Here is a 26,949-nt window from a genome sequence, read left to right as displayed (position 1 = left end):
GGGAGAGTAGGTGGCCGCCAACCCCAACAAAAGAGGCCCCCCTCTCAGTAATGAGAGCGGGGCCTTCTTGCGTTATAGCAACACACCACACGGGACAGGCTTCAAATCTGAGGAATGCTGACGATGGCTAGGCACTTAAACCGGCGGCAAAGTATGTTCCTGCCCTAGAGCTAGAGAAACTGGTCTTGAGCATCCTTAGCACCATAGCTTGCCATGTGACGAAAGGGTGCGCCAATGGCTTGCCAGAATTTTAGCTTTTTCTTTAAAGGCTTTTTTAAGTTATACTACTTCAGGGATTTCAACACCTCTTTAAGCTGCTCGTTGAAGCAAAAATCAATTCGCTTCATTCCCATCTTTATCCCGCTAAAACTTGGATCGGTAAACACCAAATTAAGCTTTACGCTATTACCTTATTGCAAAGCATTCTCTTATTTCGCATATATAGATTTCATTCCCATTTTTGCCAGCTTTTGGACATAAATTCGAGGGGATGCTATCATAACTTATGTTTTAGGGCACACTCGTAAAAGGATAGGTATAATTATTCTTGCGAATTTGCATTGGATAAGGATGATTGGTAAAGCTCAACATATCCATGCAAGCATTATTTCAGTCTTTCTCACACTTGCTATCACTTTTGCGGTGCCTAATTATCAACATCTTAAGGCTAATAGTAGTATAGCGCTTGAATTGGTTGCTTTTTCGTTTCCTGCGGTTTAACTTGAGCTATGGCATTTCTGTACCCGTCGTTTTTGTTTGCACTGGCTGCAATTGCAGTTCCTATCATACTTCACCTGGTACAGCTTCGACGTGCCAAGCGGGTAGTCTTCAGCAATGTTAAGTTTATTCAGGTTTCTAAAGACCTTACAGCTAGCCAAAGAACGCTGAAAGAGCTTCTTATTCTGCTTTCCCGCATCCTGGCTATAACCTTTCTTGTACTTGCCTTTGCCCAGCCATACTTTGCAGCTTCGGATGTGCGTGTAGCAGCTGCGAACGATTCAGTGGCTTTAGCTCTGGATAACTCTTATAGTATGGCTAACCAGTCGCAGGATGCTGACTTACCATTAATGAGTGTCGCTGCAGATCAGGCTAAAGTGATTGCCGATTTATTTCCGGGGACCACAGCGTTTAAACTGTTTTCAACGGATAAAATTAACCATGGAGCCGTTGTTCAGGCTAGTCAGGTGTCTGGATTCGTGGAGAATATTGATTTTTCATCAAAGCCGTTTAACGCTGAGATAGCGCTTAATAATAAGCCGGCACATGCATTTATACTTTCCGATTTTCAAAAGAACACGTTTTCACCGTCATACTTTAATGCACTTGATTCCACGATGCAAGTGCACCTGATACCTTTGGCTGCTGCCAATACAGCAAACATCACGATAGACTCAGTTTACCTCGAGGATGAGTTTTTGCGTGGGGGAGCTGAGAATATCCTGCATGTGGTATTATCGAATACTGGGAGTGAGGCTTTATCTGATGTGCCTGTAAAGCTTTACATCAATAATCAGCAGTTGGCGGCCCTAAGTATAGACTTGCCAGCAAAACAGTCCACTGAAGCCGTCATGACGTTCAGATCTGGTGATGACGCGTTGCAGCAAGCTTATGTGCAGGTGGAGGATTATCCCGTTGAATTCGACAACACCTACTACTTTATCCTTAAACCATCCGGAACAATCACCATCGCGGAAATTGGCGAGGCGGCGGAAAACTCACTTCAGCGGCTGTACGGCAATGAACCGTTTTTCAGGCATACTTTCTTTACCGAAGGCAATGTAAATTATGCTACTTTATCCGCAGCAAACATTGTGATCCTGAACGGTGTGAACTCCCTTTCTTCGGCGCTTGCGGCTTCTGTAGCCAATTATGTGAAAGCAGGTGGAACCGTAGTTGTGTTTCCGCCAGCATCTGCCACGCAGCTTGCAGGCTATACAGCGCTGTTTCAGAGCCTGAATCTGCCAGCCACCATCAATCCGGTAAGCGCCACTAGCGCAAAAACATCTTTGGCTGCGCCAGACCCTAACAACCCGTTCTTTAAAAGTATATTCTCTGATTTCGATCCTAAACTTGAAATGCCGCAGGCCAGCAGAAGTATGGTTTGGTCGCGGGCATCGGAGGATATTTTGAAGTATAGAGGCGGAGCACCGTTTATGTCGCGGTTTAGCAGAGGAAGCGGTTCTGTATTTTTGATGGCCGCACCATTAGACGAGGCTTATACTTCTTTGCCAAACCATGCGCTGTTTGTGCCTATAATGTACCGGTTGGCAATAAGTAGCTACAAGCAGGAGCAGCAGCTGGCTTATAGTTTAACTTCCGGCACTGTTCAGCTACCCGTAGCGAGCACGCGCTCTAAAGAGGGAGTTTACGAGCTTAAGCAAGACACAATGGCTTTTATTCCTGAGCAGCAGGTGCGGGGTGGCAAGTTATACTTTAATGTGCCTCCAGCTATGGATGTTGCAGGATTTTATACCTTACAGCTTCAGGATTCAGTTCTCACAACGCTTGCTTTCAACTATAGCAAAGAGGAATCGGACTTGGAACAGTACACGCCCGATGAGTTAAGGGCTTTGGTCGGCGAGAACCGCCCCAATGTGCACGTTTACGATTATGGCGATGCCTTTTCAGTAAAAGGTGAGTTTGAAAAACGATATTTTGGCGTCAAGCTTTGGAAATATTGCCTAATATTGTGTCTGTTTTTCCTGATGGCCGAAATAGCACTTATTAGATTCCTCTAACATGAAAGTACTTCTCCAAGCAGCAACTATTTACAATCCACAGTCTGAGTTACATTTGCAGCAGCAAAATATCCTGGTAGAGAATGGCAACATTGCCTATATCGGCCCGGATGCGAAAGAGGCCGATACCGTAATAGCCACGGATGGCTTATGCGTATCGGCGGGATGGCTGGATATGCACGCATACACCGGCGAACCAGGGCTGGAGTACAAGGAGGACCTAGAAAGTATGGCTGCTGCTGCGGCGGCAGGAGGGTTTACCGAAGTTGTGGTACTCCCGAACACCGAGCCTGTCATCCAGACTAAAAGTGCCATTAACTTCATCAAAACGAAAGGCCACTCCTTGCCCGTAACCTTGCTGCCAGCCGCAGCAATAACAGTAGAGGCTGCCGGCAAGGACCTGACAGAGATGATTGATCTCTACCAGGCAGGGGCGGTGGCTTTCTCTGATGGAAGCCATCCCTTACAAGGCGCTGACGTAATGTTGAAAGCTTTACAGTACTTGCAGACGTTTAATGGCCTGTTGATGAACCGAGCTGAGCACACACGTTTGACCGAGAATGGACAAATGCACGAAGGCGAAGCAAGTACACGTTTAGGCATGAAAGGCATTCCGGCGCTTGCCGAAGAAATGATAGTTACCCGCGACCTGCAACTGCTAGGCTATGCAGGAGGAAAACTCCATTTCTCGTTAGTATCTACGGCGGCTGCTATTGAGGCTATTCGCAAGGCTAAGGCAGATGGCTTGCAGGTTACCTGTGATGTAGCCAGCTACCAAACTGCATTTACCGATGAAAGTATAGAGCCCTTCGATACGAATTATAAAGTAAAACCACCTTTTCGCGCCGAGGCAGATGCAGTAGCCATAAAAGAAGGCCTGGCTGATGGAACCATCGATGCAGTGGTATCAGCACACACGCCCCAGGATGTTGAGAGTAAGAAACTAGAGTTCGACCTGGCAGAGTTTGGCATCACGAATCTGGAAACCGCCTTTGCTGTTGCAAATACAACAATGGGCCTGCCCGTTGAGACGTTGGTAGAGAAGCTTGCCGTTAATCCGCGCAAGATTCTGGGCCGAGAGGAAGTAAGTATAGCTGTTGGAGAACCAGCCAACCTAACACTGTTTCAGCCAGATGTAATATGGGAGCCGACTATTAACAAGTCCAAGTCCAAATCATATAATAGCCCATTCTTTGGAAAACCCTTAAAGGGCAAAGTAGTCGGCACGATTCATAAGGGGCAATTAGTGCTCAACGATTCTTTTTAATATATTTATACCTATATTGAGTTGGAGTTGACCTTAAAAAGTTGAACTCACAGAGAAACTATGTTTAATCAGACAATTGTGCGGGAGGGCGTACGCTACGGCGTACTGTGCGGTATTGCCTGCTTTGCCTTGGTGGCATTGCTATACTTTACAGGCTATAACCCGTTTGGCGAGTGGGGCAGATTTACATACCTGCCTATCCCTCTGTTTATTTTTCTGGGTATACGGAATTTCAAGAAGTATAACCAGGGCCAGTTAAGCTTTGGGAAGGGGCTTAGGCTAGGCTTAGCGGTTTCGTTTTACACGGCCTTGTGCACAGGTATGCTGATCTTTGTGCTTATCTACTTGGTGGGGCCCGAGATTTTGCAGCAACACGTAGCCGAGATGAAAGCACTGCTCGAAGAAACCAGAGAAGAACAGATAAAGCTGCTTGGCCAGAAAATGTACGACGAAGGCTTTAAAGCCCTTGACTCGATAACGCCAAGTATGCTGGCCGCCGATGATTTTGTGCGGAGGATTTTTGCAGGGGGGATTTTTTCATTAGTGGCGGCCGTATTTTTCCGGAAATAGTAACGTCTAACCTTATAAACACTAACCACTATGACTGAAAATCAATCTTTTGTAACTGAAAGAGGCCCTTCTGTAGGGTCTGTAGCCTTAAAATGGGGATTTATCTTTGCGCTTATCGGCGTTATCTTTAGCCTTATACTGATGGTATCCGGCCTTGCCGAAAACCGCTGGATTTCAAGCCTGGCATACCTAATCCTTATTGCCGGTATCGTTATCGGGATGAAGAACTTTAAGGAGCAAAACCATGGCTATATGTCTTATGGGCAAGGTTTGGGCTTAGGTTCTATCATTTCTGCCATATTCGGCTTTCTGTCCGGCACATTCTCGTGGTTATACATTGAGTTTGTAGACCCATCATACATGACGCGCATATTTGAGAAACAGCGCGAAGAGATGATCCGCAAGGGTTTATCCGATGAGCAAATTGATGCAGGTATGGCCATGGCTGAAAATTTCCAGGGTCCGGTTGCCATGATCCTTGGCGCTACAGTTATTACACTTATAGTTGGGTTTATCCTGTCGCTTATCATCTCTGCGGTGATGAAAAACGCGCGACCGGAGTTTGAGTAGAATATGCAATACGCTTACGATATTTCGGTAGTAGTTCCGCTTTTTAACGAGGAGGAGTCGCTGCCTGAACTCGTGCGCTGGATCAGGAGAGTGATGCACGCGCACGAGTTTTCTTATGAAGTGCTTTTAGTGGACGACGGCAGCACCGACCGTTCCTGGGAAGTTGTGCAGGCCTTAGGCGAAGAGGATAAGGCCGTAAAGGGCATAAGCTTTAACCGCAACTATGGCAAATCTGCTGCCCTGAACGAAGGGTTTCGGCGTTGCCAGGGTGAAGTGGTAATCACCATGGATGCCGACCTACAGGACAGTCCTGAGGAGATCCCGGGCTTATACGACCTCATCAAGCACCAAAAGTATGATCTGATCAGCGGCTGGAAGAAGAAACGCTTCGACCCGCTCAGCAAAACCATACCAACCAAGCTCTTTAATGCAGCCACACGCAAGCTTTCGGGCATCCACCTCCACGACTTTAACTGTGGCCTGAAGGCTTATCGCCAACTGGTGGTAAAAAGTATAGAAGTGCACGGCGAGATGCACCGCTACATACCAGTTATTGCCAAATGGAACGGCTTTACCAAGATCGGCGAAAAAGTGGTGCAGCACCAGGAGCGCAAGTATGGTACTACTAAGTTTGGCCTGGAGCGTTTCGTATACGGCTTCCTGGACCTGCTTTCGATAACCTTTGTGAGCCGGTTTAAAAAGCGCCCGATGCACTTTTTTGGCACGCTTGGCACACTGATGTTTGTGGTTGGTTTGGGTATAACTTTATGGCTGATCGTGCAGAAGCTTTTCGGCCTGTACTCCAATGGCCGCGTGCGCGACATTGTGGATCAACCGCTGTTTTTCCTGGCCTTGGTTGCCGTCGTACTTGGTGTGCAGTTGTTTTTGGCCGGTTTTCTGGCCGAGATGATCTCTATGGCCGCCAGCAAACGCAACGAATACCTGATCCGGGATAAAGTAGGAGCCCTTAAGAAATAATGGCACGGCGCGTAACGATTGTTGGCCCGGCGCATCCGTTGCGGGGCGGAGGCATGGCTACCTTTAACGAGCGGCTGGCTTACGCTTTCCAGGAGGCCGGCGATGAGGTCGAGATCGTTACATTCAGCCTGCAGTACCCATCCTTTCTTTTCCCGGGCAAAAGCCAGTACACTTCGGAGCCAGCGCCGGCAGGGCTTCGCATTAAAGTGATGATCAACTCGGTGAACCCGCTGAGTTGGTGGCGCACGGGGCGTTACATTGCCCGGCAAAAGCCCGAGATCGTAATCTTTCGGTATTGGTTGCCGTTTATGGGGCCAGCGCTGGGAACCATTGCCCGATTGATTCGGAAAAACAAGTATAGCCGCATCATCGCCATCACCGATAACGTGGTGCCGCACGAGAAGCGCCCCGGCGATGTGCCATTCACAAAATATTTCCTGGGTGCCTGTGATGGCTTTGTAACCATGTCGCGCGCAGTGCAGGAGGATTTAAAGAAGTTTGAGCCCCTTAAGCCAAGCGCATACTTGCCGCACCCGCTCTACGATAACTTTGGCGCCGCCGAGTCAAAAAAGGTAGCCTGTACTACGCTGAACCTGGACCCAACATATAACTACCTGCTGTTTTTCGGCTTTATCAGGGCATATAAAGGGCTGGACCTGCTGTTGCAAGCTATGGCCGATCCTCAGCTACAAGCTCTTCCAAATCTCAAGCTTATTATTGCTGGTGAATTTTACGAAGACGCATCCCCGTACCTAGAGCAAATAAAGCAGCTGAAGCTAGAAGATAAACTCATACTTCGTACTGATTTTATACCTAACGCGGAGGTTCGCCATTATTTCTGCGCTGCTGATTTAGTGGTGCAGCCTTATAAACATGCCACGCAAAGCGGTGTAACACAGGTTGCTTACCATTTCGACAAGCCGATGATAGTAACGAATGTTGGCGGCCTTTCGGAGCTGGTGCCGCATGGGGAGGTTGGTTATGTTGTAGCGCCGCAACCGGAGGCTATTGCCGGGGCGATACTGCAGTTTTATACTTCTAATCAGGCTGGTCAGTTCTCCTATAATATCAGCAAGTATAAACTGCGCTTCAGTTGGAGCCGATTTGTAGAGTCCTTGCGTGTTCTTGAGGAACGATTAGTGTAACCACTTACAGCCTAAAAATCATTTACTTAGCACACCCTTTCGATCATTGTTATTACATTAAATAAGTCATATATTTAGAGATTAAAGTTTATTTAATGTATGAGTAGATCCCTACACGTTTTTCTTCTTTTATATATTTCCCTTTTTTCTGCAGCTAGTGCTTTATGCCAGGGTGTTCCGATAGATACATCCTTTGTTAGAGGCTCTGTAGAGAATGCGTTAGGAGTATACAAAAATATAGTAGGAGCCCAGATTCATTTGCATACTGGCTCTGAATATTATAATGTGGCAAAGCCCTACATGGAAGGGCACCGTTATTTTGAGGCAGAATCGGTGGAGAATGGTTCAATACTCTATGATGGAGCTTGGTTTCATGATGTTCCCATGCTGTATGATGTTGTGCTTGATGAGGTAGTAATATTCCATCAAATGAATGGCATGCTTCAAAAATTAGTGAAACAAAAAGTGAGCAGCTTTGTGCTTGGAAATCATAGTTTTTTGAACCTAGAATTTGATAGTACGTCGGGCTCTTCCATGCGGCCCGGCTTTTATGATGTGCTTTATAGTGGGCAGGTGAAGGTGCTGTCAAGAAGGCAGAAGGATGTACAGGTGCGAACGTCAATACATGGGATGGAGGGTAACTATAATATTATTGATAAATTCTACCTGCGAAAGGATGGTGCCTATTATCAAGTCAAAACTAAAAGGTCAATCCTAAATGTACTTGAGGATGAAAAAAAGCGCTTGAAGAAGTTTGCCAGAGTTAATAAGCTAAAATTTAAGAGGCAACGCGAATATGCAATACTCTCTTTAGCGCAACATTACGAGACTCTCAAAAACTGATATCTTCTCGAAAATTCTGTATCATACCTCACTGCAACAGTATAGCCTCTCAGGAAAAAATATGCCGCATCTGTACCAACGCCTAGTCTTGTTTCTTCTGTTTTTTTCTGTGGCTATGCTTCCCTGTATCGCACAGCAAACAAAGGAGGTACTTATAACAGAAAGCTTCAAGGATGTTTCCTTTGAGGTGTTTATCCAAAAGCTAGAAGAAAAAGGCGGATACACATTTTTTTATAGGGTAGAGGATGTTGATAGTGTAAGGGTCACGATAAAGGCGAACTCTAAAACGCTACCTCAGGTGCTTGCAGAGGCATTGCGAGGCACTGAGTTACGTTTTGCTATCAGTAAACAGCAGGTATTTATTACCAGAGGCAAGTCTATCGTTACAACTCTCCCGGAAGGTTATTTTGATAACAATCAGGAAGCTCCATCTGGCAAACAGCCTCAATTTGCCGATGAAACGTACGTGCCCAAACAGGAAAACCGCAAAACAACCACCTCGGAGGTGAAGCTCTATGAGATAGGGCAGTCAATAAATAGCAAAGCTACTCAAGCAAACTTAGCGGGCACGTTGCGCGATGCGCAGTCCGGTGAGCCAATTATAGGGGCCTATGTATACATTGAGTCGCCGGTGATAGGCACGGCATCAGACCAGTACGGCTACTTTTCCATTACCCTGCCGGTTGGCCGCCACGAACTAAAGGTGCGTGCCATTGGCCTGAAAAACACGAGGCGGCAAATCATTCTGAACGGCGACGGTAAGCTTGATATTGAGATGGAAGAAGATATAAGGTCGTTGAAGGAAGTATTGGTAGAGGCGGAGAAAGATAGGAATGTATCCGGATTGCAGATGGGTATGGAGCGCCTTGATATCAGGACTATTAAGCAGGTGCCTACGGCTTTTGGCGAAACCGATATTTTGCGGGTGGTGCTGACGTTGCCAGGGGTGAAATCTGTGGGAGAGGGCAGCACCGGCATGAACGTGAGGGGCGGCTCTACCGATCAAAACCTGATCCTGCTGAACGATGCGACGGTTTATAACCCATCGCACCTGTTTGGCTTCTTCTCGGCCTTTAACCCGGATGTGCTCAAGTCGGTGGAGCTTTACAAGAGCGCAGTGCCTGCCAAGTATGGCGGGCGTTTATCATCCGTGCTGGAAATTACCCCAAGGGAGGGAAACAAGAAGCAGTTCACCGGTTCGGGCGGCATTGGTTTACTCACGAGCAGACTTACGCTGGAGGGCCCGCTTATAAAAGACAAAACCTCTTTCCTGCTAGGTGGCCGCACGACATACTCAGACTGGTTGCTTAAAAAGTTGCCAAACAAGTCTTTCAGCAATAGCGAGGCATCGTTTTATGACCTGAACGCGCAGGTTAGCCATGAGATTAATAGCAAGAATAACGTGTACTTTACAGGCTACTTCAGCAAGGACCGGTTTAAGCTGGCAGCCGACACCCTATACAAGTATAACAACCAAATTGCAAGCGTAAAGTGGAAGCACAATTTCCATAACCAGCTCTACAGCGTGTTAACCGGCACTTATAGTAACTATAACTATGATATCTCTAATGAAGAGAATGCTGTAAATGCTGCAACGCTTACGTTTGGCATCAGCCAAGCTGGGTTACAGGCGGATTTCAACTACTTTCCCAACTCGAAGCATACCGTTGACTTCGGGGCGAGCACGATTTTTTACAATGTGCTTCCGGGTAGTATAGAGCCAAACAGCAGCGAATCGCTCATTTTGCCTGAAAAGGTCCAAAGAGAAAGAGGCCTCGAAAGTGCTGTTTACATCTCGGACCGCTATGATATAACTCAAAAGCTCTCCCTCTCTTTTGGATTGCGTTACTCAGTTTTTAAAGCGCTAGGAGAAAGAGATGTGTTGATGTATGCCCCAGGCAGCCCAAGGTCCGAGAACACTATTGTAGATACGCTATCTTATAGCTCCGGTGAAACCATAGCGACCTACCATGGGCCGGCATTCAGGTTCTCTGCACGGTATGGCTTAACTGATAATTCTTCTGTTAAGGTGAGCTACAACAGGCTCCGACAATATGTGCATATGCTCTCCAATACAACTGCTATGTCGCCGACAGATATTTGGAAGTTAAGCGACAGCAACATCAAACCGCAGGTAGGAGATCAGGTAGTGCTCGGGTACTACCGTAACTTTAGGGCCAACACCATTGAGTTTTCGGCAGAGGCTTATTATAAGTGGATGCGGGATTTCCTGGATTACAGAAGCGGGGCAGTTATTGTGATGAACCAGCATATAGAAACAGACGTGGCAAACGCCGAAGGCAAAGCCTATGGGGTGGAGCTGATGCTGAAAAAGGCAACCGGAAAGTTGAACGGATGGGTAAGTTATACGTACTCCCGCACCTTTGCCCGCGTGAATGACCCAACTGTAGCCGAGCTTATAAATAACGGAGCGTACTACCCGAGTAATTCCGATAAGCCGCATGACTTCACCTTGATCAGCAATTATCGTTTCAGCCAGCGGTTCAGCACCTCATTAAACTTTACCTATAGCACAGGCCGGCCCATCACGCTCCCACTTGCCAAGTACTATGATGGCGGATCGCAACGCATTGTATACTCAGACAGAAATGAGTATCGCGTACCGGACTATTATAGAGTAGACTTTGCCATGAATATTGAGGGTAATCATAAAATTAGGAAGCTGGCTCACAGTTCTTGGACAATAGCTGTGTATAACCTGACTGGCCGTAAAAACCCTTACTCCATCTACTTTAAATCTCAGAATGGTAATATACGAGGGTATAAAATGTCGATTTTTGGACAGCCCATACCTACTATTACCTATAACTTCAAGTTTTAAGATCATGAAATTCTGGAATAGAACATTAGGCTTTTTGCTGCTAGTGCTAACGGTGGGGTGTATTGAGCCTTATGCTCCTGAGGTCTTGGAAGCGCCCAACAGCTATCTAGTTGTTAATGGGTTTATAAATGCCAACGGGCCTACAACTATTCAGTTACTCCGAACGCAAAACTTAATGGCCGAGATACCCTCTCCAGTCGAAACTGGGGCTACAGTTCTAATTGAGGCAGAGAGCGGTGAGAAGTTTAAACTGACCGAAGGCCAGGAGGGAAAGTACACAAACACTAGCTTAAACCTGGCCACAGCTGGTAAATATCGGTTGTACATTAAAACAACCAACGGTAATGAGTATATCTCAGACTATGTAGCAGTTAAAATTTCTCCTGCTATCGATAAAGTTAGCTGGAAGCCAACGGAAGATAACGTGGAGATATACGTTAACACCCATGACCCTGATAACAACACCAAATATTATCGATGGGAATACATAAGTACTTGGCATTACCGGTCAGCTTTTTTCACGGATTTAAAGTATGAAAGCGGCGAAGTACTCTTTCGAGACAATAATGATGAAAATATTTATGACTGTTGGAGGTCTGAAAACTCGACGAGCATAGAGATAGGCAACTCTCTAAAGCTGAGCCAGGACGTTATCAGTAACCATAAGCTTCTAGCAATACCTTATAATTCAGAGAAACTAGGGGTAAAGTATAGTATACTGGTGAAGCAGTATGCTCTTACTGCGGAGTCTTACAAGTACTGGGAAACGCTAAAGAAGAACACTGAGGGAATCGGCACTCTGTTCGACCCGCTTCCTTCGCAACTGGCAGGCAACATACGGTGCATTACTAACCCTCAAGAACTGGTGATTGGGTATATGACAGCAACCTCCATGCAGGAGAAAAGATTATTTATCGATAGCAATGAGTTGCCAAAAGAGTGGAAAACCTTTTTCCCAACCTGCTACTCAGACACCTTGCTGTTAGCGGATGAAAGTGTGGATATTTTTGAAGGCGGCTATATAATGCCTGTTAATGGTATTTACACTGACAGTTCACCGGACCCTATCGGCTATCTTTATGCATCCGAGAGCTGTGTGGATTGTAGGGTTAGGGGCACAAATGTTAAACCGGATTTTTGGGAATAGATGCAAAACCTCAAACAAGTGTTAAAAGTGTTGGGTAGCGAATACATGCTCCAGCTTTCTGGTGGTAACGCGCCAAAGCTGCGCCTAATAGTGTTTCTTTACTGGATTCTTTTTATTACTGGCACCGTTAAAGTAGCGGCTCAAGGCAACTCCTTCCAAAGTATTCCAGAGGCATTTAACCAACACCGGAGAAGTTCGCTGCAGGAGAAGCTTTTCCTTCACGTTGATAGGCCAATGTATGTAAGTGGCGAAACTATGTGGTTTAAGGTCTATGCTGTGGATGGCACGCTGCATAAGCCATTGGGCATAAGTAAAATTACTTACGTTGAAATATTGGATACTGAGCAAAAGCCAGTACTTCAAGGCAAAATCGCGATGAAGGAAGGCATAGGCAATGGATCTTTCGTTTTACCAGCCGAATTATCTTCCGGGAGCTACCGACTGCGGGCCTATACGAACTGGATGAAAAACTTTAGCCCGGATTTCTTTTTTGAGCAGCCCATAACAATTGTTAATACTTTTCAGCAGCCTTCTGTAGCACAATCGGCTGAAGAACAAGTGATAACTGTCCAGTTTTTTCCGGAAGGGGGCAATTTATTAGCAGGTGTGCCTAACAAAGTTGCATTTAAGGCGGTGTTAAACAGCACCGGAAAGGGTGTTGATTTTACAGGGGAGCTTTTTAACCAAAACGGAGACAAAATAACAGCGTTTGCGCCACATAAATTTGGCATAGGGCACTTTACGTTTATCCCCTTGGAAGGGCACAAGTATACAGCCAAGATTAAACTATACAAGGCAGAAAGCACCACCGAAACGTTGCCTTCTGTGCTTAATCATGGATATAGCTTACAGCTGGAAGAAGCAGATAATAATCGTTTGAAGATAACTGTTAGCCAGATTGGGGTGCACGCATCGCAGGTTTACCTGCTTGCGCATAGCAGGCAAATAGTAGCTGTAGCCGAGGCGGCGACAATTGAGAACGGTAAAGCCGCATTCCAAATCGACAAGGAATCACTGCCTGATGGAATTTCTCATTTCACGGTTTTCAATGGCAACAAGCAACCTGTATGTGAGCGGTTATACTTCAAACAGCCGTCCGGGATATTGCAACTCAGCACTATGCCAGATAATGCTCAGTATAGCACGCGTTCAAAAGTTACGCTGAATATAAAAGCCAGGGAAGCAAGCGGAGAGAGAGTTCCTGCAGATTTATCCTTAGCCGTGTACCGTCTGGATTCTCTACAACAATTCCCAGACCAAACCATTGAGAATTATCTGTGGCTATCGTCCGACTTGAAAGGAGATATCGAAAACCCAGCATACTACTTTTCGGATGCAGGAAAAAATGATGCCATAGCTGTTGATAACTTGATGCTTACGCATGGGTGGAGCCGTTTTCGATGGAAGGATATCTTAGAGAACGATGTAGCTACCTACCAATATACACCTGAGTATAACGGTCATTTTATAAGAGGTAAGATTACTCAGGTCTCCTCGGGTGCACCAGCTCCTGGAGTTACTGCTTACCTAGGCTCACCGGGTAAACTTATCCGGCTATATAATTCCAATAGTGATGCAAAAGGTAATATATGGTTTGAGGTGAAAGACTTCTTCGGGCAAAAAGATATTGTGGTGCAAAGTGATGTAACAAAGGATAGTACTTACGCCTTTGAGGTTTATAGTCCGTTTGCCAATGAGTACTCGACCAGGAGACTGCTGAGTTTTGGGCTGACGGAGAAAGCAGCCGAAGACCTTACACGCCGCCATATCCAAACACAAACCCAATATGCCTACTTTAATCAGCATCTTAACAGACTTAAAACACCCGGAATAGACAGTATTGCCTTTTTTGGAAAGCCAGCCGAACAATATCTGCTCTATGACTACAAGCGCTTTAAGGTGATGGAAGAGGTAATGCGTGAATACGTTGCAGGCGTTCACGTGCGTAAACATAAAAACGATTTCCGGTTTAGACTAACTAACAGGCCCTACGGAACAATATTTCAAGGAAGCCCCATGGTGCTGCTAGATGGCGTCCCTGTTTTTGATACGAACAAAATAATGGCCTTGGATCCTCTAAAAATTAGAAATTTAGAGGTTATTACCAACAGTTTCTTTCATGGGCCTTTAGTGTATGAGGGTATAGTAAGCTACACTTCATATACCGGTGATATGGCTAACATAGAATTAGACACTCATAGTTTGCTGCAAGCGTACGAAGGTTTACAACTTGAAAGAGAATTTTACGCGCCAACTTATGATACTCAGGATCTGAAGCGGAGCCGCTTGGCAGATTTTAGGAACTTGATGTACTGGGCGCCTAAGTTAAAAGTAAACGAAGATGGCAATCTAAGCTTTTATACTTCAGACCAGGTTGGAACTTACATTGCTGTAGTTCAGGGAATAACAAGCACTGGTCTGGCCGGGAGTAATGTATCCACATTTAAAGTGGAGGCACCAGTAGCTGCAAATATAGGGCAGTAATGATTTGTTCTTTCTAATTGGCCGATTGCCTGTTTGCATTAAAAGCAGAGATATTATTCACACGCTTACTAATCAGGTAATAGGTATCATTATTTCTCTTGAATACACTTGGCAAAAATACTGAATACTTAGTTACTTAGTTAACATATCAATACAGTAATTAGTAGCCGCTAATTTGTGAGTTAGGCTGGAGCCGCTCTATGAAGGCGATGCGCGAGCTGGCACATGAGCTAAAGGCTAAGAAATAAAGGCCGCTCACCCGCAAAGTATACTTTAACGTAATCCTTTTTGCTTTGACCTTGTTGTAATACTACAGGTGGTTATTGTGTACCATTGCGCCCAATTACCATGAAAACTGTTTTATTGCTCCTGCAACTCCTCTCTTGCTTTACTATTTGTGCCCAAAATATTGATAGCAACCGGTCCGAAATAACATTTTCCATCAAGAACATGGGCCTTAACAGGGTTGAGGGTACATTTCACAGCATCTATGGTCGTGTTATTCTGGATCCCGGGCACTTGCAGGAAGCGCAGATAGAGGCTGTAATTGATATTTCTTCGTTAGTGACAGGTATTGATATGCGCGACAGGCATTTGCAACAGGAAGACTTTTTTGATACCGAAATGCATCCGGTGGCTACTTTCTTCTCGGAACATATCACCCAAAATGAAATCGGGTACATGGCAATGGGAGTATTAGAAATTAAAGGCAGGAGCCAGGCTGTTCAGATCCCTTTTACCTTACTAAACCATAGCGAAGAGCAGCTGCTTGAAGGAAACCTGATAGTGAACCGGCGCGATTTTGACCTTGGCACAGGCATGAGCAGCCTGATTGTAGGCGAAAAAGTGAAAATATATATAAAGTGCTATGTCATGAAGTAAGCCATGCGCGAGATTATTATACTTTATGAATGGCGAACGAGCTCATTTGGCTACCAAAAGCACCGATTATGTATGGTTGGCAGCAGCGCACCTTTAGGGCAATGCACTATTCCAAAATGACTGTTTTACTTAGGCCAGGTAAAAGAAAAGCGGGCACCTTGGCCGAGTTCAGAGTTTACCCATACCTTGCCACCTTTCTCTTCCACAATTTTCTTTACGGTTGCCAGCCCAATGCCGGTGCCTTTGCTGCGGCTTGTGTCGCGGAGCAGGCGCTCGTACAGGCCAAATATCCTCTGATGATGCTCCGGTGCAATGCCCGGACCATCATCCTGCACATAAAAAGCATACATGTGATCGGCCTGCTCGAAGCCTATACTTAAATTCCCGTGGCCAGTGTCGTGGTATTTTATGGCGTTGGATATGAGGTTGGTAAGTACTTGTTGTATCAGAATCTTTTCGGTGAAAAGAGTAGGCATGGCATCTGTTATCGATACCGTGAAGTCTTTGGCCTTCTCCTGTTCTTTCAGAATTTGCTGAACAAGCTGGCCAATATCTGTTTCTTGTTTTGGCAAGTCCTTCACGTTTGTCATGGAGTACTCCAGCAGGCCGTTCACGATTTTCCCCATGGCCGAAATGCGCTCTTGCATTAGGCTGAGGTTGCTACCCAGGTTAGCGTAGTCCCTTTCGTTCAGGTCTTCTAGAATCCATTCCGACACAGCTTGCATGTTCATAATCGGTTCCTTCAGGTCATGGGATACCATGTGTACAAACTGGTCCAGCTTTTCGTTTGCCTTTTGGAGTTGCTTTTTCTCAAGCTCCAGCTGCTTCTGCTTTTGGCGTAGCTCGAAGTTTGTAATAACCTGTTTCGCCAGTACCTTCAGTGCATACTTTTGCTCCATGGTAAGCCGCCTCGGGATGGTATCGATTACGCAGAGGGTGCCTAAGTTGTGGCCGTTAGCCGTAACCAGTTGTGAGCCAGCGTAAAACCTTATCTTAGGGGAGTTGGTAACAAGCGGGTTATGCTTAAAGCGCTCATCCTTGGTGGCATCCGTAATCTCAAATATCTCATTTTCTTTGATGGCATACTCACAAAACGATACAGACCGCGGCGTTTCAGGAAGGCTTATACCAAGCTTTGACTTAAACCATTGCCTGTGTTCATCAATTAGCGTAATCAGCGAGATGGGGGTGCCACAAATCTGTGAGGCCAGCTGCGTGAGTTCGTCAAACTCCTGTTCTGCAGGCGTATCTAAAACTTTATAGTCTTTCAACGCTACTAGCCTTTTTTGCTCTGTTTGAGTATCTTTTCCTTCGGTCACCATAGTATGCCTGCTGGTTTCATGTATGCATGAAATAGCTTGAAAGACCAGCTGATGCGGGTTAGGAGCTCATCTTTAGCTAATCAAATTGATTGTGTAGGTGTGTAATCAAATGAATTGCAATTAAGTGGTTTAAGACTAATTATAATTGTTATAATACTAATTTACGAAATCGATGGAAATACGTATGTAAAATCCAAAAGAAAACCCCAGAATACTTAAATTCTGGGGTTTAGTTAAGTGGCTTACTGAGTATTTATACTTATATCAGTTCAACTCCGGTGTAGTTAAATGGCGAGATTTTTTTCAGCTCAGCCTTTATCGCGTCATTCACCTGAAGCGTATCGATAAAATCGTGGATGCGGGTTTCTGTCATCTTCTCGTTCTTGCGCGTCAGCTCCTTTAAGGCCTCATAGGGTTGCGGATAACCTTCGCGGCGAAGTATGGTTTGGATGCCTTCTGCTACCACAGCCCAGTTGTCTTCCAGATGTGCGTGCAAGGCAGCCTCGTTCAGCTCCAGCTTGCCTATCCCTTTTTCCAGAGACTTCAGGGCAATAAGTATGTGCGCTAGCGGCACGCCAATATTGCGCAGCACGGTAGAGTCGGTTAGGTCGCGTTGCAGGCGGGAGATTGGCAGTTTAGCGGCCAAGTGCTCCAGCACGGCGTTGGCAATACCCAAGTTTCCTTCGGCGTTCTCAAAATCGATCGGGTTTACCTTGTGTGGCATCGCCGAAGAGCCTACCTCACCGGCCTTTATCTTCTGCTTAAAATAACCCATAGACACGTACTGCCATACATCCTTAGAGAAATCAAGCAGGATGGTGTTCAGGCGCTTCAGGCCATCGAAGTATGCAGCCAGGTTATCGTAGGGCTCAATTTGAGTGGTATACTGGCTACGGTGCAGGCCGAGGCCCTGCTGCACAAAACGGTTACCAAAGGCTGGCCAATCTATACTTGGGTAGGCTACATGGTGCGCGTTAAAGTTACCGGTTGCACCCCCAAACTTAGCCGAGAACGGAACCTGCTGCAGCAGGAAAAGCTGCTGTTGCAAACGCTCAGCAAACACTTTTATCTCCTTGCCCAAACGTGTTGGTGAGGCCGGTTGCCCATGTGTGTGCGCCAGCATTGGGATGTCTTTCCATTGCGTTGCCAGCTCGTCCAGGGTTTGGTGTATATTTTGGTAAGCAGGCTGCAGCACGCGCTCATTGGCTTCGCGCAGCGAAAGCGGTATAGCCGTGTTGTTTACATCCTGCGAGGTAAGCCCAAAATGTATAAACTCCTTATAAGCGGCAAGCCCCAAAGCGTCAAACTTATCTTTTAGGAAATACTCCACAGCCTTCACATCGTGGTTGGTGGTTTTCTCGGTCTCCTTAATGGTGAGGGCGTCTTGCTCGGTAAAGTTTTCATAGACGGCGCGCAGCTGCGTAAACTGACTGGCGTTTACCTGCTGCAACTGTGGCAACGGAAGCTCACAAAGCGCAATAAAATACTCCACTTCTACCAGCACGCGGTAGCGGATCAGGCCAAACTCTGAAAAATAGGGGGCAAGGTCGCTGGTGTGGCGGCGGTAACGGCCATCCACCGGCGAAATAGCAGTGAGTGTTGTTAAGTTCATGGTGTGGGGGTGTGGTTCTCCTGTTCAAAGATACACAGGTTTGCGAAAGGAAGCCAAAAAAGGAGCCCTACAGTTATACTTTATACTTAATGGCGTGGCAATACGTACATAATACTTGTGGTGTAAGTTTTTGTCCTTTAGCTGTTTAGGTTTTAGGTGCAAAGGCTAATTGGCACTAAGGTTGCTAAGTTTGGCCTTGCAGGCATATCCTATCAAGCTTGTACCCGTATTAGGTGGGGTATATATACTGGCTAAGGTATGCTATAGCAGATGATTATATAGCGGAATAGCTATTTAAACGCGATCTGCTTTTTTAGATACAAATCTTATTACTTAATTCGCACCGGATTATATTTTGGACCATCGTTTGAAAAGAAGAATTCTCGCTTGGGCTGGCGGTGTGCTGGCCTTCTTTGTACTAGCTTTCGTACTTCTGTTCGCTTTCAGAAGCAAAGTCTTGAGCTATACCATTGATCGCATTATCACTAAGGTAGAAAACAAATACCCCGCCGACATGAACATCGGTTCAGCTGAGTTTGTGGACTGGAACTCTGTGGTGCTTACCGGTATTTCCTTCGTGCCCGATAAGCTGGATACGCTCTTCACCACCGATAGCGTATATGCCACCGTCAGTTTCCGCTCCGTTTTTAAGGGCCGCATCGTGTTTAAGCGCCTCGTGGTGACCGATGGCTACCTGACTGCGGTTAAAAAAGGCGACCAAACCAATTTCGACTTCCTGTTTAAGAAGGATGAGGCACCCGACGAGCCGGTGGATACCACTGCCGGCCGCAACTATGGTCGCCTGCTAAACCTGCTGATCGAGACGGCATTCGATAACGTGCCCGACCAGGTGGACTTCAAAAACCTGAACGCGTCCTATGCTTCCACGAGCCGCACTATTGATGTGAAAATGCCGTTCCTGGTGATTGATGATGGCCATGTGGAGTCTGACGTATACATACGCACCGATTCTTTAGTGAACAACCTGCGCATGCGCGGCACCATAGACCCCGGCGATTATCGCATCTCCACAAGCTTCTACGCTGCCGATACCAATGGCATCCGTTTGCCGTACGTGCAGCAGAAACTAGATGCGCAAGTAGCTTTCGATACCCTGCACCTGAGTTTAGATAGTAAGCGTTTCCGTAAGGAGAACCTGACAATCAGTGGCCGGGCCATGGTAGATAACCTGGTGCTTAACCATCCTAAACTGGCTGATGAAGACATACATGTAGATGAAAGCGCCGTGGATTATGTCCTCACGCTGGGTCCAAACCTTTACGTAGTTGATAGCCTGACGGAAGTGCGCGTAAATAGCGCTCGTGCCAATGTATATGCCTCCTATCAAAACAAAACCTCGAAGATTATAGACCTGAAGGTTAAAACTGAGGAGGTGCCTGCCAACGATTTCTTTAACTCCTTGCCCGCTGGCTTGTTCGAGAACCTGGAAGGCATACAGGCTCAGGGTTGGCTAAAGTACAACCTAAACTTCCATGTGGATATGGATAGCCTGGAGCAGGTGGTGTTTAACTCTGACCTGGATGCCTCCGATGATTTCAAGATCGTGAAGTGGGGCAACACCAACCTGCAGAAGATAAATGGGTCGTTCTCGCACACGGTGTATGAGTATGGCAAGCCCGTGCGTACTTTTACGGTAGGCCCATCCAACGCGTTCTACAGCCCGATTCATGAGATTTCGCCATACTTGCGCAATGCCATACTTACTGCCGAGGATGCTGGTTTTTACAGCCACAATGGTTTCCATGAGGAGGCTTTCAGGCAGGCTATCATCAAGAACCTGAAAGAGGGTGAGTTCGCCCGTGGCGGCAGTACCATCTCGATGCAGTTGGTTAAAAACGTGTTCCTGACCCGTAAGAAAACCGTGGCTCGAAAAGTAGAGGAAGCCATTATAGTATGGCTGATTGAGAACCTTGACCTGGTATCGAAAAACCGCATGTTCGAAGTATACCTCAACATTATAGAGTGGGGGCCAAACGTGTATGGAGCCAAAGATGCCTCGCGCTTTTACTTCGGAAAGCAGCCTTCGGAACTTAACCTGGCTGAGGCTATCTTCCTCACCAGTATTATCCCAAGCCCAAAACGCTACCGCTCGTCCTTTGACAGTTACGGAAACCTGCGCAGTTACAAATCCGGGTATTACCGTCTGATTGGTGGCATTATGCGCCGCCGTGGCAAGATCAGCCAGGAAGAGTATGAAGCCCTTTCGCCGAACGTGCGCCTCTACGGACGTGCCCGCGACCTGATCGTAACGGCCCGTGATAGTTCGGTGGTTGAAGAAGATACCACGCAGTTTGAACTGGAAACCATAGACCTGCTGGATTTCTAAGACAGTACACGTATAAAGAAGCCCGCTGTAAGTAAAGCTTACAGCGGGCTTTTTAGCGTTAAAACAGCAAGATTGTGTATACTTGCCCTTGTAATAAAGTATAATATGGCACAACCTGTGGGGCTTTTGCCCCGTGCAGCAGCCCTGGCTGCCCGCCTTGGTCTGGACTGGTTTCTGCTGGCCCTGATCAGTATGATATTTCTGGCCTACCTGTGGCCGCAGCTTGGCGTAGACCGCGAGCCCATTTCGCTGGGCGATATTGCCAGCTATGGCGTATCGGTGATCTTTTTCTTTTACGGCTTGCGGCTCAGCCCCGAGAAGTTAGGCTCCGGCCTGAGTAACTGGCGCCTGCATGTGGTGGTGCAGCTAAGCACGTTCATACTTTTCCCGCTGCTGGTTTTGCCGCTGCATACTTTCTTTAAGGACACGCCGCAGGAGCTGTTGTGGCTGGGCGTGTTTTATTTGGCGGCGCTGCCCTCTACGGTTTCTTCTTCGGTGGTAATGGTTTCGATTGCCGGGGGCAACATTCCGGGGGCCATTTTTAACGCCAGCATCTCCAGCCTGATGGGTATTTTTATCACACCGCTCTGGATGGGCCTGTTCCTGACAAGCAGCACCGAAGGGTTTGATATCTGGACCGTGATGGGCAAACTTATACTTCAGGTGTTACTGCCTGTGGTGCTGGGTATTATGCTGCACCGGTTCTGGGGAGGTTTTGCGGAGCGCAACAAAGGCCGGCTCCGCGTGTTTGACCAGGTTATTATTTTGCTGATCGTTTATACTTCGTTCTGCGAGTCGTTTGCGCGCAAAATGTTCAGTGGCTTTGCCCTGACGGATATACTTATACTTGGCGGCGCTATGGTAGGCTTGTTCTTTTTGGTGTACAGCCTGATTTTTGGCATTACCAAATTGCTAGGCTTTAACCGCGAGAACCAGATCACGGCTATCTTCTGCGGCTCCAAGAAATCGCTGGTGCACGGCACGGTTATGTCGAAGGTGCTTTTTCCGGGGGCTACCATGGCGGGCATCATCCTGCTCCCGATCATGATGTACCACGCCCTGCAGTTGCTTGCCGCCAGCATTATTGCGCAATCCGAGGCACGTAAAAACCGCTCTGCAACCCAGTAGCCAACATCAATTTATACTTGCGCCCTGAGTTCAGAAATCAATCCGCAAGCTAACTTTCTATACTTAACCAGAAGAGCCCACCTGCAACGATCTGCGGGTGGGCTCTTTCTGGTTTTGATGGATCTTATACTTAAGCCATCTGCTTTTGCCGGCTAGCCTGGGCAGCGGCTTCTTCTTTATCGAGCAGTTTTTTATCAAGTATAAACGGGCCGAAGGGTAGGAGCGAGGCAATAACACCCGCAGCGGCTTTCCACAACGACCAGCGATGCACGAGCACCACCTGCAGCAGCGCCACCATGTATAGCACAAACAGCACACCGTGCGCCCAGCCTACATACTTCACTAAAAGCGGCATGTCAAACACATACTTTAGCGGCATGGCTATACCAAGCAGCAGCAGGTATGAGATGCCTTCATAAATGCCCACTGTGCGCAGGCGCGAGATCGGAGTTTTCATCGGAACTTGAATTCTTGGTAAATGTTGCTGCCTTGCAACAGCCCAAAGGTACAAAACGTGCCTTACAAATAAGCTTTTATGATTTTGATGAGGCAACAGTATCCTGCTGAGGTGCTGGCTGCGTGGCAAACACCTCGTTCTGGATGCCAAGCGAGAAGCTGTGAATCGTATCGAAAATGGCTTTCACGAAATCGCTGTCCAGGCCGGTATCGGCGGCTATTTTCTGGCGGTTCTCCAAAATCTGTTGCCAGCGGCTTGCCTGGTAAATATCCAGGTTGTTGGCGCGCTTGTACTCGCCAATGCGCTTGGAAACATCGCTGCGCAGGAAAAGCACGTTGAGCAGTTCGTTGTCCAGTTTGTCGATGAGGCTACGTAAATCCTGCAGTTGCTCCGGCTGCGCCACCCGCTCCGATTCCAGGTCCAGAGCGGTCAGCAGCTTGTCGAGGCCGGCAGGCGTTACCTGCTGCGAGGCATCGCTAAGGGCCACGTCGGGGTTAGTGTGCGTTTCGATCATCAGGCCATCAACACCCAGGTGCAGTGCCTGCTGACTCACGGTTTCCAGCAGATCGCGGCGGCCGGCAATATGGCTAGGGTCGCAGAGTAGCGGAATGCCCGGAGCAAGGTTTCGGATCTCTTGTATGGTTTGCCACTTGGGGTGGTTGCGGTAAGGCTTGTTGTTAGGCGTGGAAAATCCGCGGTGTATCAAGCCCAGATCTGTAATGCCGGCACGGTTAAGGCGCTCCAAGGCACCCAGCCAAAGCTGAATGTCGGGATTTACAGGGTTCTTTACCAGCACCGGCACATCCACGCCTTGCAGCGCGTCGGCCACCTCCTGCACCGAGAACGGGTTTACTGTAGTGCGGGCTCCCACCCAAAGTATGTCCACGCCATGTTTCAGGGCCTCTTCTACGTGCTGCGTGTTGGCAACTTCTACGGCGGTAAGCAACCCGGTTTCCTGCTTCACGGTTTTAAGCCACTCCAGGCCTACGGTGCCAACCCCCTCAAACATGCCCGGGCGGGTGCGGGGCTTCCAGATCCCGGCTCTGAATATGGAAACGCGGTGGTCTTTCTTCAGTTCATGGGCCGTTTGCAGCATTTGCTCCTCAGACTCGGCACTGCATGGCCCGGCAATTACGGTTGGCAGCGGCCCGCCGTTTAAGATCTTCGTTTTGGCAACTATGTTTAGTGTGTTGTTAGATGCGCTCATGGTTATACTTGTGTTATGGTTTCTTTAGTTGATTTTAATCTTTTGATAGCTTCTTTTAACTGTGCGGCAGGTGCGCAAAGCGATACCCGCAGGTAGCGTTCTCCCTGGCTTCCGAAGATCTTTCCGGGTGTCAGGAAGATGCCTTGCTCGTACAGTATCTGGTCAAGGAACTGTTCCACATCTGCCACCGCATCCGGCACGCGTGCCCAAACAAACATGCCAATCTGCCCCGGGCTGAAGCTGCAACCCAGTTCGCTTACAAGTTGATGGGCCAGTTGCTGCCGTTCGGCATACACGGTATTGCGCGCCGCATGCCAGGCATGGCTGTTCTGTAGGGCGGCTATAGCGGCTTCCTGCACAGGCAAAAGCTGGCCAGAATCCAGGTTGCTTTTCACGGCAAGTATGGCTTGCAGGTAAGCCGGGTGGCCCAGCACCATGCCCACTCGCCAGCCAGCCATATTATGCGATTTACTGAGTGAGTTTAGCTCCAGGCAATTTTCTTTGGCGCTAGGTATACTTAGCAGGCTCAGTGGCTCTTGCTTGTGCAAAACCAGGCTGTATGGGTTATCATTGATGAGCAGCAAGTTGTGCTTCTGGCTAAACTCTACCAACCACGCCAAGGTATCGCGGGTGGCGGCCCTGCCTGTGGGCATGTGCGGATAGTTTATCCAGAGTAGCTTGTAGCCGCCTTGCGCTACTAGTTTTTCCAACTCATCCCGTTGCGGGAGCCAGCCTGTTGCTTCCTCCAAGGTATAAGTCACGGCTTCGGCACCGGCCAGGCGGGCGGCTGTGGCGTAGGCCGGGTAACCGGGGTTAGGCACCAGCACTTTATCGCCGGGATTCAGGAAAGCCATGGAAGTATGGAAAATACCCTCTTTGGATCCGGCCAGCGGCAGCACTTCGTCGGGTGTCAGCGTTACCTGGTATACTTGCGCGTACCACTGCTGCATGGCTTGCCTAAGCCTGGCCGTGCCATTGTACGGCTGATAGCCATGGTTTTGCGGCTGCCGGGCAGACTGCTCAAGCGCGTCAATGGTTTCAGCGGATGGCGCCATATCGGGACTCCCGATGCCCAGGTTTATTATAGCGCTGCCTTCGACCTGCAAGGCGCGCACCTCAGCCAGTTTGCGCGAGAAGTAGTACTCCTGCACCTGTTGCAGCCTGTTTGCTTTCGGAATGATCATCGCTTTTAAAGTATAGCTGCTGTTTGTTTTTGTTCTGGTAGCTCAGCTTTCTGAAGTATGCCTAACACCTGCAGGCCCTCCACCAATGGCCTGATTTGCGCGATGGCTTCCTGCAGTTGCTCTTTGGTTGCGGCTTCCAGTTCGGCTACTAGGCTGTTCCCTGAGTCTGCAGCGGGTAAGGTTTGGAGCAAGCTCACTTCCACCTCATGTTTCTGGAGCAGGCTAAGCACCAGGGTAAGCGTGGCGGTGTGCAGTGGCTTTTGGAAGCAAAGTATGGCTTTGTTTGCCGTTAGTGTCTGCTCTGGCTGTTCCCGGTGCAGCAGTAAAAAACGTGTAAAGTTCTGCGATGTGTCGGCGATGTTTTCGGCCAGCAGCGCCAGGCCATACAGTTCGGCGGCGGCTTTACCGGCAATGGCTGCCGTGCCACTTAGTTGCTGCTCCCGAATGGCTTTCGCGCTGTCAGCGGTGTCATGGGCTTCCCGGGGTGTAAGGTGCGGATGCTGATTAAAGAAACTGCTGCATTGCATCAGCGCCACCGGATGCGATACAACCGTATGAATTTCTGCTACATCCTGGCCCGGTAGTGCCATCAGGCATTGATCAATCGGTAACCATACTTCTGCGCTTATGTGTAGGTTGTGCTCCTGCAGCAACGTATAGTTTGGCAGCAGGCTTCCGGCCAGTGTGTTCTCTATGGCCATTACAGCTAGGGCAGACTCACCAGCGCAAAGCATTTGGCACAGACTTCGGAAAGTGGTGCAAGGCAGGATCTCGATGGCGCTTTCCTTCGAGCTGAGTAAACGTGCGGCTGCGTCGTGGAAGGAGGCCGGGCCACCCTGTATGGCTATTTTAGTTGGTGTCTTCATTTTTCTAAATGATCTTAAAAAGAAAAAGCCCCGCTGTTGGCGGGGCTTCTCTGGTTTATACTTTGTTATGTTGCAAACACAATAGCTTTACCTGTGGAGCCCCGGCGGAGAACCAAAAAAGTAATAGCTAAAATAAAATGTGCTGTGCGACATGTGTTTATACTTATTGAGTTTCTAAAACTAGGGCTTTTAATTTATCAATCAAATAAAAAGATCATTTTTAAGCCACAGCCGAAGAACCTATAATGCCTTGCGCGCTTTGGCGGTGTTGCTGCAGCGCCTCCATCAGGGTTTTTACAAAGCTGCTGTCCATGTCGGTATAGTCCTCGCGCTGCAACCAGGTATCCAGTTCCTGCTGCCAGCGGTTTCCTTGCAGGCTTTCCTGCACATCGCCCATCTGGTGGAGGCTTATTTTCTGGGAAACCTCGCGGCGGCGTAGCAACAGGTCTACCAAAGCCTTGTCCACGCTGTCCATTTGCTGGCTCAGGTCGTCGAGCTGCTCTACCAGTTTGTTAGTGCCGTCCAGTTTCACCTTTGTTTGGATGGCGTTGATCAGCAAATCCAGTTCCTGTGGCATCAGCTGCTGCTGTGGGCTGCTAAGGGCTGCGGCAGGGTTCATGTGCGACTCAAACAACAGCCCGTCTGCGCCCAGATCCACGGCTTTCTGGCTTACCGGGTACAACAGGCTGCGGCGGCCGGCAATGTGGCTAGGGTCGCAGAGGATAGGCAGCTCCGGGTGCATTTCCTGCAACTGCAGCATGTGGTCCCAGCGCGGGTGGCTGCGGTACGGGTACTGCTCGTCTGCAGTAAAGCCACGGTTTATCACGCCAAGGTCGGTTATGTCGGCATGGTTAAGGCGCTCCAGGGCACCCAGCCACAGGCGCAGGTCTGGGTAAACGGGGTTGTTTACCAGCACAGGCATATCGGTGCCTTTAAGGGCAGCGGCAATCTCCTCCATGGCGAAAGGGTTAACCGTAGCGCGCCCGCTTATGCTCAGGATGTCTGCGCCATACTTCATGGCTTCTTCGGCATGCTGTGCATTGGCTACCTCGCAGGAGGTGCGCAGGCCGGTTTCTTTTTTCACCATGTCAAGCCACTGTAGCCCCACCGTACCGACGCCCTTAAACGAGTTGGGGCGTGTGCGCGATTTCCAGATACCCGCCCTGAACACCGTAATGCCATTAATGGCCTTTAGCTGCTGGGCTGTGGTTAACATCTGTTCTTCGCTTTCGGCACTGCATGGTCCAGCAATCAGCACCAGCTTTCCGTCTGCGTGTCGGAAACTGCTTTTCTGTGCTACATTGATGGGTGTTCTACTTGCTTTCATGGTTTTGCATGTTAAAAAATCTTCTTTTGGTGT

20 protein-coding genes are annotated in these 26,949 nt (G+C 48.0%); 13 read left to right on the top strand and 7 right to left on the bottom strand.

Translation table 11 applies throughout. The features are described from left to right. Positions 1-728: 728 nt before the first annotated feature. The 11 genes from D1627_RS17395 (at position 729) to D1627_RS17345 (ending at position 15,466) form a co-directional block, all read left to right on the top strand. Positions 729-2,738 carry a BatA domain-containing protein gene (locus D1627_RS17395; RefSeq protein WP_233555690.1) on the top strand — a complete coding sequence of 670 codons (2,010 nt, stop codon included), beginning with the start codon at positions 729-731 and terminating at the stop codon, positions 2,736-2,738. A gap of 1 nt (position 2,739) precedes the next feature. Continuing rightward, positions 2,740-4,005, top strand: coding sequence for a dihydroorotase (locus D1627_RS17390; RefSeq protein ID WP_119433541.1), 1,266 nt, complete (start codon positions 2,740-2,742; stop codon positions 4,003-4,005). A gap of 60 nt (positions 4,006-4,065) precedes the next feature. After that, a complete protein-coding gene (locus D1627_RS17385; RefSeq protein WP_119433540.1) occupies positions 4,066-4,575 on the top strand; it encodes a DUF4199 domain-containing protein in 510 nt (169 codons plus the stop codon). 30 nt (positions 4,576-4,605) lie between these two features. Then, on the top strand, positions 4,606-5,145 hold the full coding sequence (locus D1627_RS17380; RefSeq protein WP_119433539.1) for a DUF4199 domain-containing protein: 540 nt from the start codon (positions 4,606-4,608) through the stop codon (positions 5,143-5,145). A 3-nt stretch (positions 5,146-5,148) separates the two neighbouring features. Continuing rightward, positions 5,149-6,123 (top strand): glycosyltransferase family 2 protein, encoded by a 975-nt coding sequence (locus D1627_RS17375; protein ID WP_119433538.1) that lies wholly within the window; start codon positions 5,149-5,151, stop codon positions 6,121-6,123. Continuing rightward, positions 6,123-7,268 (top strand): glycosyltransferase, encoded by a 1,146-nt coding sequence (locus D1627_RS17370; RefSeq protein WP_119433537.1) that lies wholly within the window; start codon positions 6,123-6,125, stop codon positions 7,266-7,268. The genes D1627_RS17375 and D1627_RS17370 overlap by 1 nt, the downstream gene beginning before the upstream one ends. Positions 7,269-7,367: 99 nt before the next feature. Next, entirely contained in the window at positions 7,368-8,111 is a 744-nt protein-coding gene (locus D1627_RS17365; protein WP_119433536.1) for a hypothetical protein, read from the top strand. A gap of 115 nt (positions 8,112-8,226) precedes the next feature. Further along, positions 8,227-10,953 carry a TonB-dependent receptor gene (locus tag D1627_RS17360; protein WP_233555689.1) on the top strand — a complete coding sequence of 909 codons (2,727 nt, stop codon included), beginning with the start codon at positions 8,227-8,229 and terminating at the stop codon, positions 10,951-10,953. Positions 10,954-10,957: 4 nt separating this feature from the next. Then, positions 10,958-12,100, top strand: a complete 1,143-nt coding sequence (locus D1627_RS17355) for a DUF4249 domain-containing protein (RefSeq protein ID WP_158607215.1) — start codon at positions 10,958-10,960, stop codon at positions 12,098-12,100. Then, the gene (locus D1627_RS17350; protein WP_119433533.1) at positions 12,101-14,584 is read left to right on the top strand and encodes an MG2 domain-containing protein; all 2,484 of its coding nucleotides are present in this window, start codon (positions 12,101-12,103) and stop codon (positions 14,582-14,584) included. It begins immediately after the preceding gene. A gap of 348 nt (positions 14,585-14,932) precedes the next feature. After that, positions 14,933-15,466, top strand: a complete 534-nt coding sequence (locus tag D1627_RS17345) for a YceI family protein (RefSeq protein WP_119433532.1) — start codon at positions 14,933-14,935, stop codon at positions 15,464-15,466. A gap of 125 nt (positions 15,467-15,591) precedes the next feature. On the opposite strand, the gene D1627_RS17340 is transcribed toward D1627_RS17345, so the two are convergent. Both D1627_RS17340 and purB read right to left on the bottom strand, forming a co-directional pair. Beyond that, a complete protein-coding gene (locus tag D1627_RS17340) occupies positions 15,592-16,788 on the bottom strand; it encodes a sensor histidine kinase (protein WP_119433531.1) in 1,197 nt (398 codons plus the stop codon). A 259-nt stretch (positions 16,789-17,047) separates the two neighbouring features. Beyond that, the gene (purB, locus tag D1627_RS17335) at positions 17,048-18,400 is read right to left on the bottom strand and encodes an adenylosuccinate lyase (protein WP_119433530.1); all 1,353 of its coding nucleotides are present in this window, start codon (positions 18,398-18,400) and stop codon (positions 17,048-17,050) included. A 367-nt stretch (positions 18,401-18,767) separates the two neighbouring features. On the opposite strand from purB, the gene D1627_RS17330 reads away from it, so the two are divergent. Both D1627_RS17330 and D1627_RS17325 read left to right on the top strand, forming a co-directional pair. After that, a complete protein-coding gene (locus tag D1627_RS17330) occupies positions 18,768-20,747 on the top strand; it encodes a biosynthetic peptidoglycan transglycosylase (protein ID WP_233555688.1) in 1,980 nt (659 codons plus the stop codon). A gap of 105 nt (positions 20,748-20,852) precedes the next feature. Next, positions 20,853-21,875 (top strand): bile acid:sodium symporter family protein, encoded by a 1,023-nt coding sequence (locus tag D1627_RS17325; RefSeq protein WP_199688464.1) that lies wholly within the window; start codon positions 20,853-20,855, stop codon positions 21,873-21,875. A 130-nt stretch (positions 21,876-22,005) separates the two neighbouring features. Here D1627_RS17325 and D1627_RS17320 read toward each other — a convergent pair whose 3' ends face one another. The 5 genes from D1627_RS17320 to D1627_RS17300 form a co-directional block, all read right to left on the bottom strand. Further along, positions 22,006-22,332 (bottom strand): DUF3817 domain-containing protein, encoded by a 327-nt coding sequence (locus tag D1627_RS17320; protein WP_119433529.1) that lies wholly within the window; start codon positions 22,330-22,332, stop codon positions 22,006-22,008. 76 nt (positions 22,333-22,408) lie between these two features. Next, positions 22,409-23,539: a chorismate mutase gene (locus tag D1627_RS17315; protein WP_119433528.1), complete on the bottom strand. Its 1,131-nt coding sequence runs from the start codon at positions 23,537-23,539 to the stop codon at positions 22,409-22,411. A 2-nt stretch (positions 23,540-23,541) separates the two neighbouring features. Next, positions 23,542-24,723, bottom strand: coding sequence for a pyridoxal phosphate-dependent aminotransferase (locus D1627_RS17310; RefSeq protein WP_119433527.1), 1,182 nt, complete (start codon positions 24,721-24,723; stop codon positions 23,542-23,544). 5 nt (positions 24,724-24,728) lie between these two features. Further along, on the bottom strand, positions 24,729-25,589 hold the full coding sequence (locus D1627_RS17305; protein ID WP_119433526.1) for a prephenate dehydratase: 861 nt from the start codon (positions 25,587-25,589) through the stop codon (positions 24,729-24,731). Between the two features lie 220 nt (positions 25,590-25,809). Further along, positions 25,810-26,916: a chorismate mutase gene (locus D1627_RS17300; protein WP_119433525.1), complete on the bottom strand. Its 1,107-nt coding sequence runs from the start codon at positions 26,914-26,916 to the stop codon at positions 25,810-25,812. Between the last annotated feature and the right edge of the window lie 33 nt (positions 26,917-26,949).

It is taken from the genome of Pontibacter oryzae, assembly GCF_003576375.1.
Lineage (GTDB): Bacteria > Bacteroidota > Bacteroidia > Cytophagales > Hymenobacteraceae > Pontibacter > Pontibacter oryzae.
Note: the sequence above shows the minus strand (reverse complement) of the source record. Positions and strands in the feature narration are given on the sequence as shown.

Bases quoted from the DNA above. Each gene is read 5' to 3' on its own strand.
- D1627_RS17300 (WP_119433525.1), bottom strand. From the start codon at position 26,916: ATGAAAGCAAGTAGAACACCCATCAATGTAGCACAGAAAAGCAGTTTC.
- D1627_RS17325 (WP_199688464.1), top strand. From the start codon at position 20,853: ATGGCACAACCTGTGGGGCTTTTGCCCCGTGCAGCAGCCCTGGCTGCC.
- D1627_RS17350 (WP_119433533.1), top strand. From the start codon at position 12,101: ATGCAAAACCTCAAACAAGTGTTAAAAGTGTTGGGTAGCGAATACATG.
- D1627_RS17310 (WP_119433527.1), bottom strand. From the start codon at position 24,723: ATGATCATTCCGAAAGCAAACAGGCTGCAACAGGTGCAGGAGTACTAC.
- purB (WP_119433530.1), bottom strand. From the start codon at position 18,400: ATGAACTTAACAACACTCACTGCTATTTCGCCGGTGGATGGCCGTTAC.
- D1627_RS17380 (WP_119433539.1), top strand. From the start codon at position 4,606: ATGACTGAAAATCAATCTTTTGTAACTGAAAGAGGCCCTTCTGTAGGG.
- D1627_RS17360 (WP_233555689.1), top strand. From the start codon at position 8,227: ATGCTTCCCTGTATCGCACAGCAAACAAAGGAGGTACTTATAACAGAA.
- D1627_RS17395 (WP_233555690.1), top strand. From the start codon at position 729: ATGGCATTTCTGTACCCGTCGTTTTTGTTTGCACTGGCTGCAATTGCA.
- D1627_RS17320 (WP_119433529.1), bottom strand. From the start codon at position 22,332: ATGAAAACTCCGATCTCGCGCCTGCGCACAGTGGGCATTTATGAAGGC.
- D1627_RS17375 (WP_119433538.1), top strand. From the start codon at position 5,149: ATGCAATACGCTTACGATATTTCGGTAGTAGTTCCGCTTTTTAACGAG.
- D1627_RS17385 (WP_119433540.1), top strand. From the start codon at position 4,066: ATGTTTAATCAGACAATTGTGCGGGAGGGCGTACGCTACGGCGTACTG.
- D1627_RS17305 (WP_119433526.1), bottom strand. From the start codon at position 25,589: ATGAAGACACCAACTAAAATAGCCATACAGGGTGGCCCGGCCTCCTTC.
- D1627_RS17355 (WP_158607215.1), top strand. From the start codon at position 10,958: ATGAAATTCTGGAATAGAACATTAGGCTTTTTGCTGCTAGTGCTAACG.
- D1627_RS17315 (WP_119433528.1), bottom strand. From the start codon at position 23,539: ATGAGCGCATCTAACAACACACTAAACATAGTTGCCAAAACGAAGATC.
- D1627_RS17340 (WP_119433531.1), bottom strand. From the start codon at position 16,788: ATGGTGACCGAAGGAAAAGATACTCAAACAGAGCAAAAAAGGCTAGTA.
- D1627_RS17370 (WP_119433537.1), top strand. From the start codon at position 6,123: ATGGCACGGCGCGTAACGATTGTTGGCCCGGCGCATCCGTTGCGGGGC.
- D1627_RS17390 (WP_119433541.1), top strand. From the start codon at position 2,740: ATGAAAGTACTTCTCCAAGCAGCAACTATTTACAATCCACAGTCTGAG.
- D1627_RS17345 (WP_119433532.1), top strand. From the start codon at position 14,933: ATGAAAACTGTTTTATTGCTCCTGCAACTCCTCTCTTGCTTTACTATT.
- D1627_RS17365 (WP_119433536.1), top strand. From the start codon at position 7,368: ATGAGTAGATCCCTACACGTTTTTCTTCTTTTATATATTTCCCTTTTT.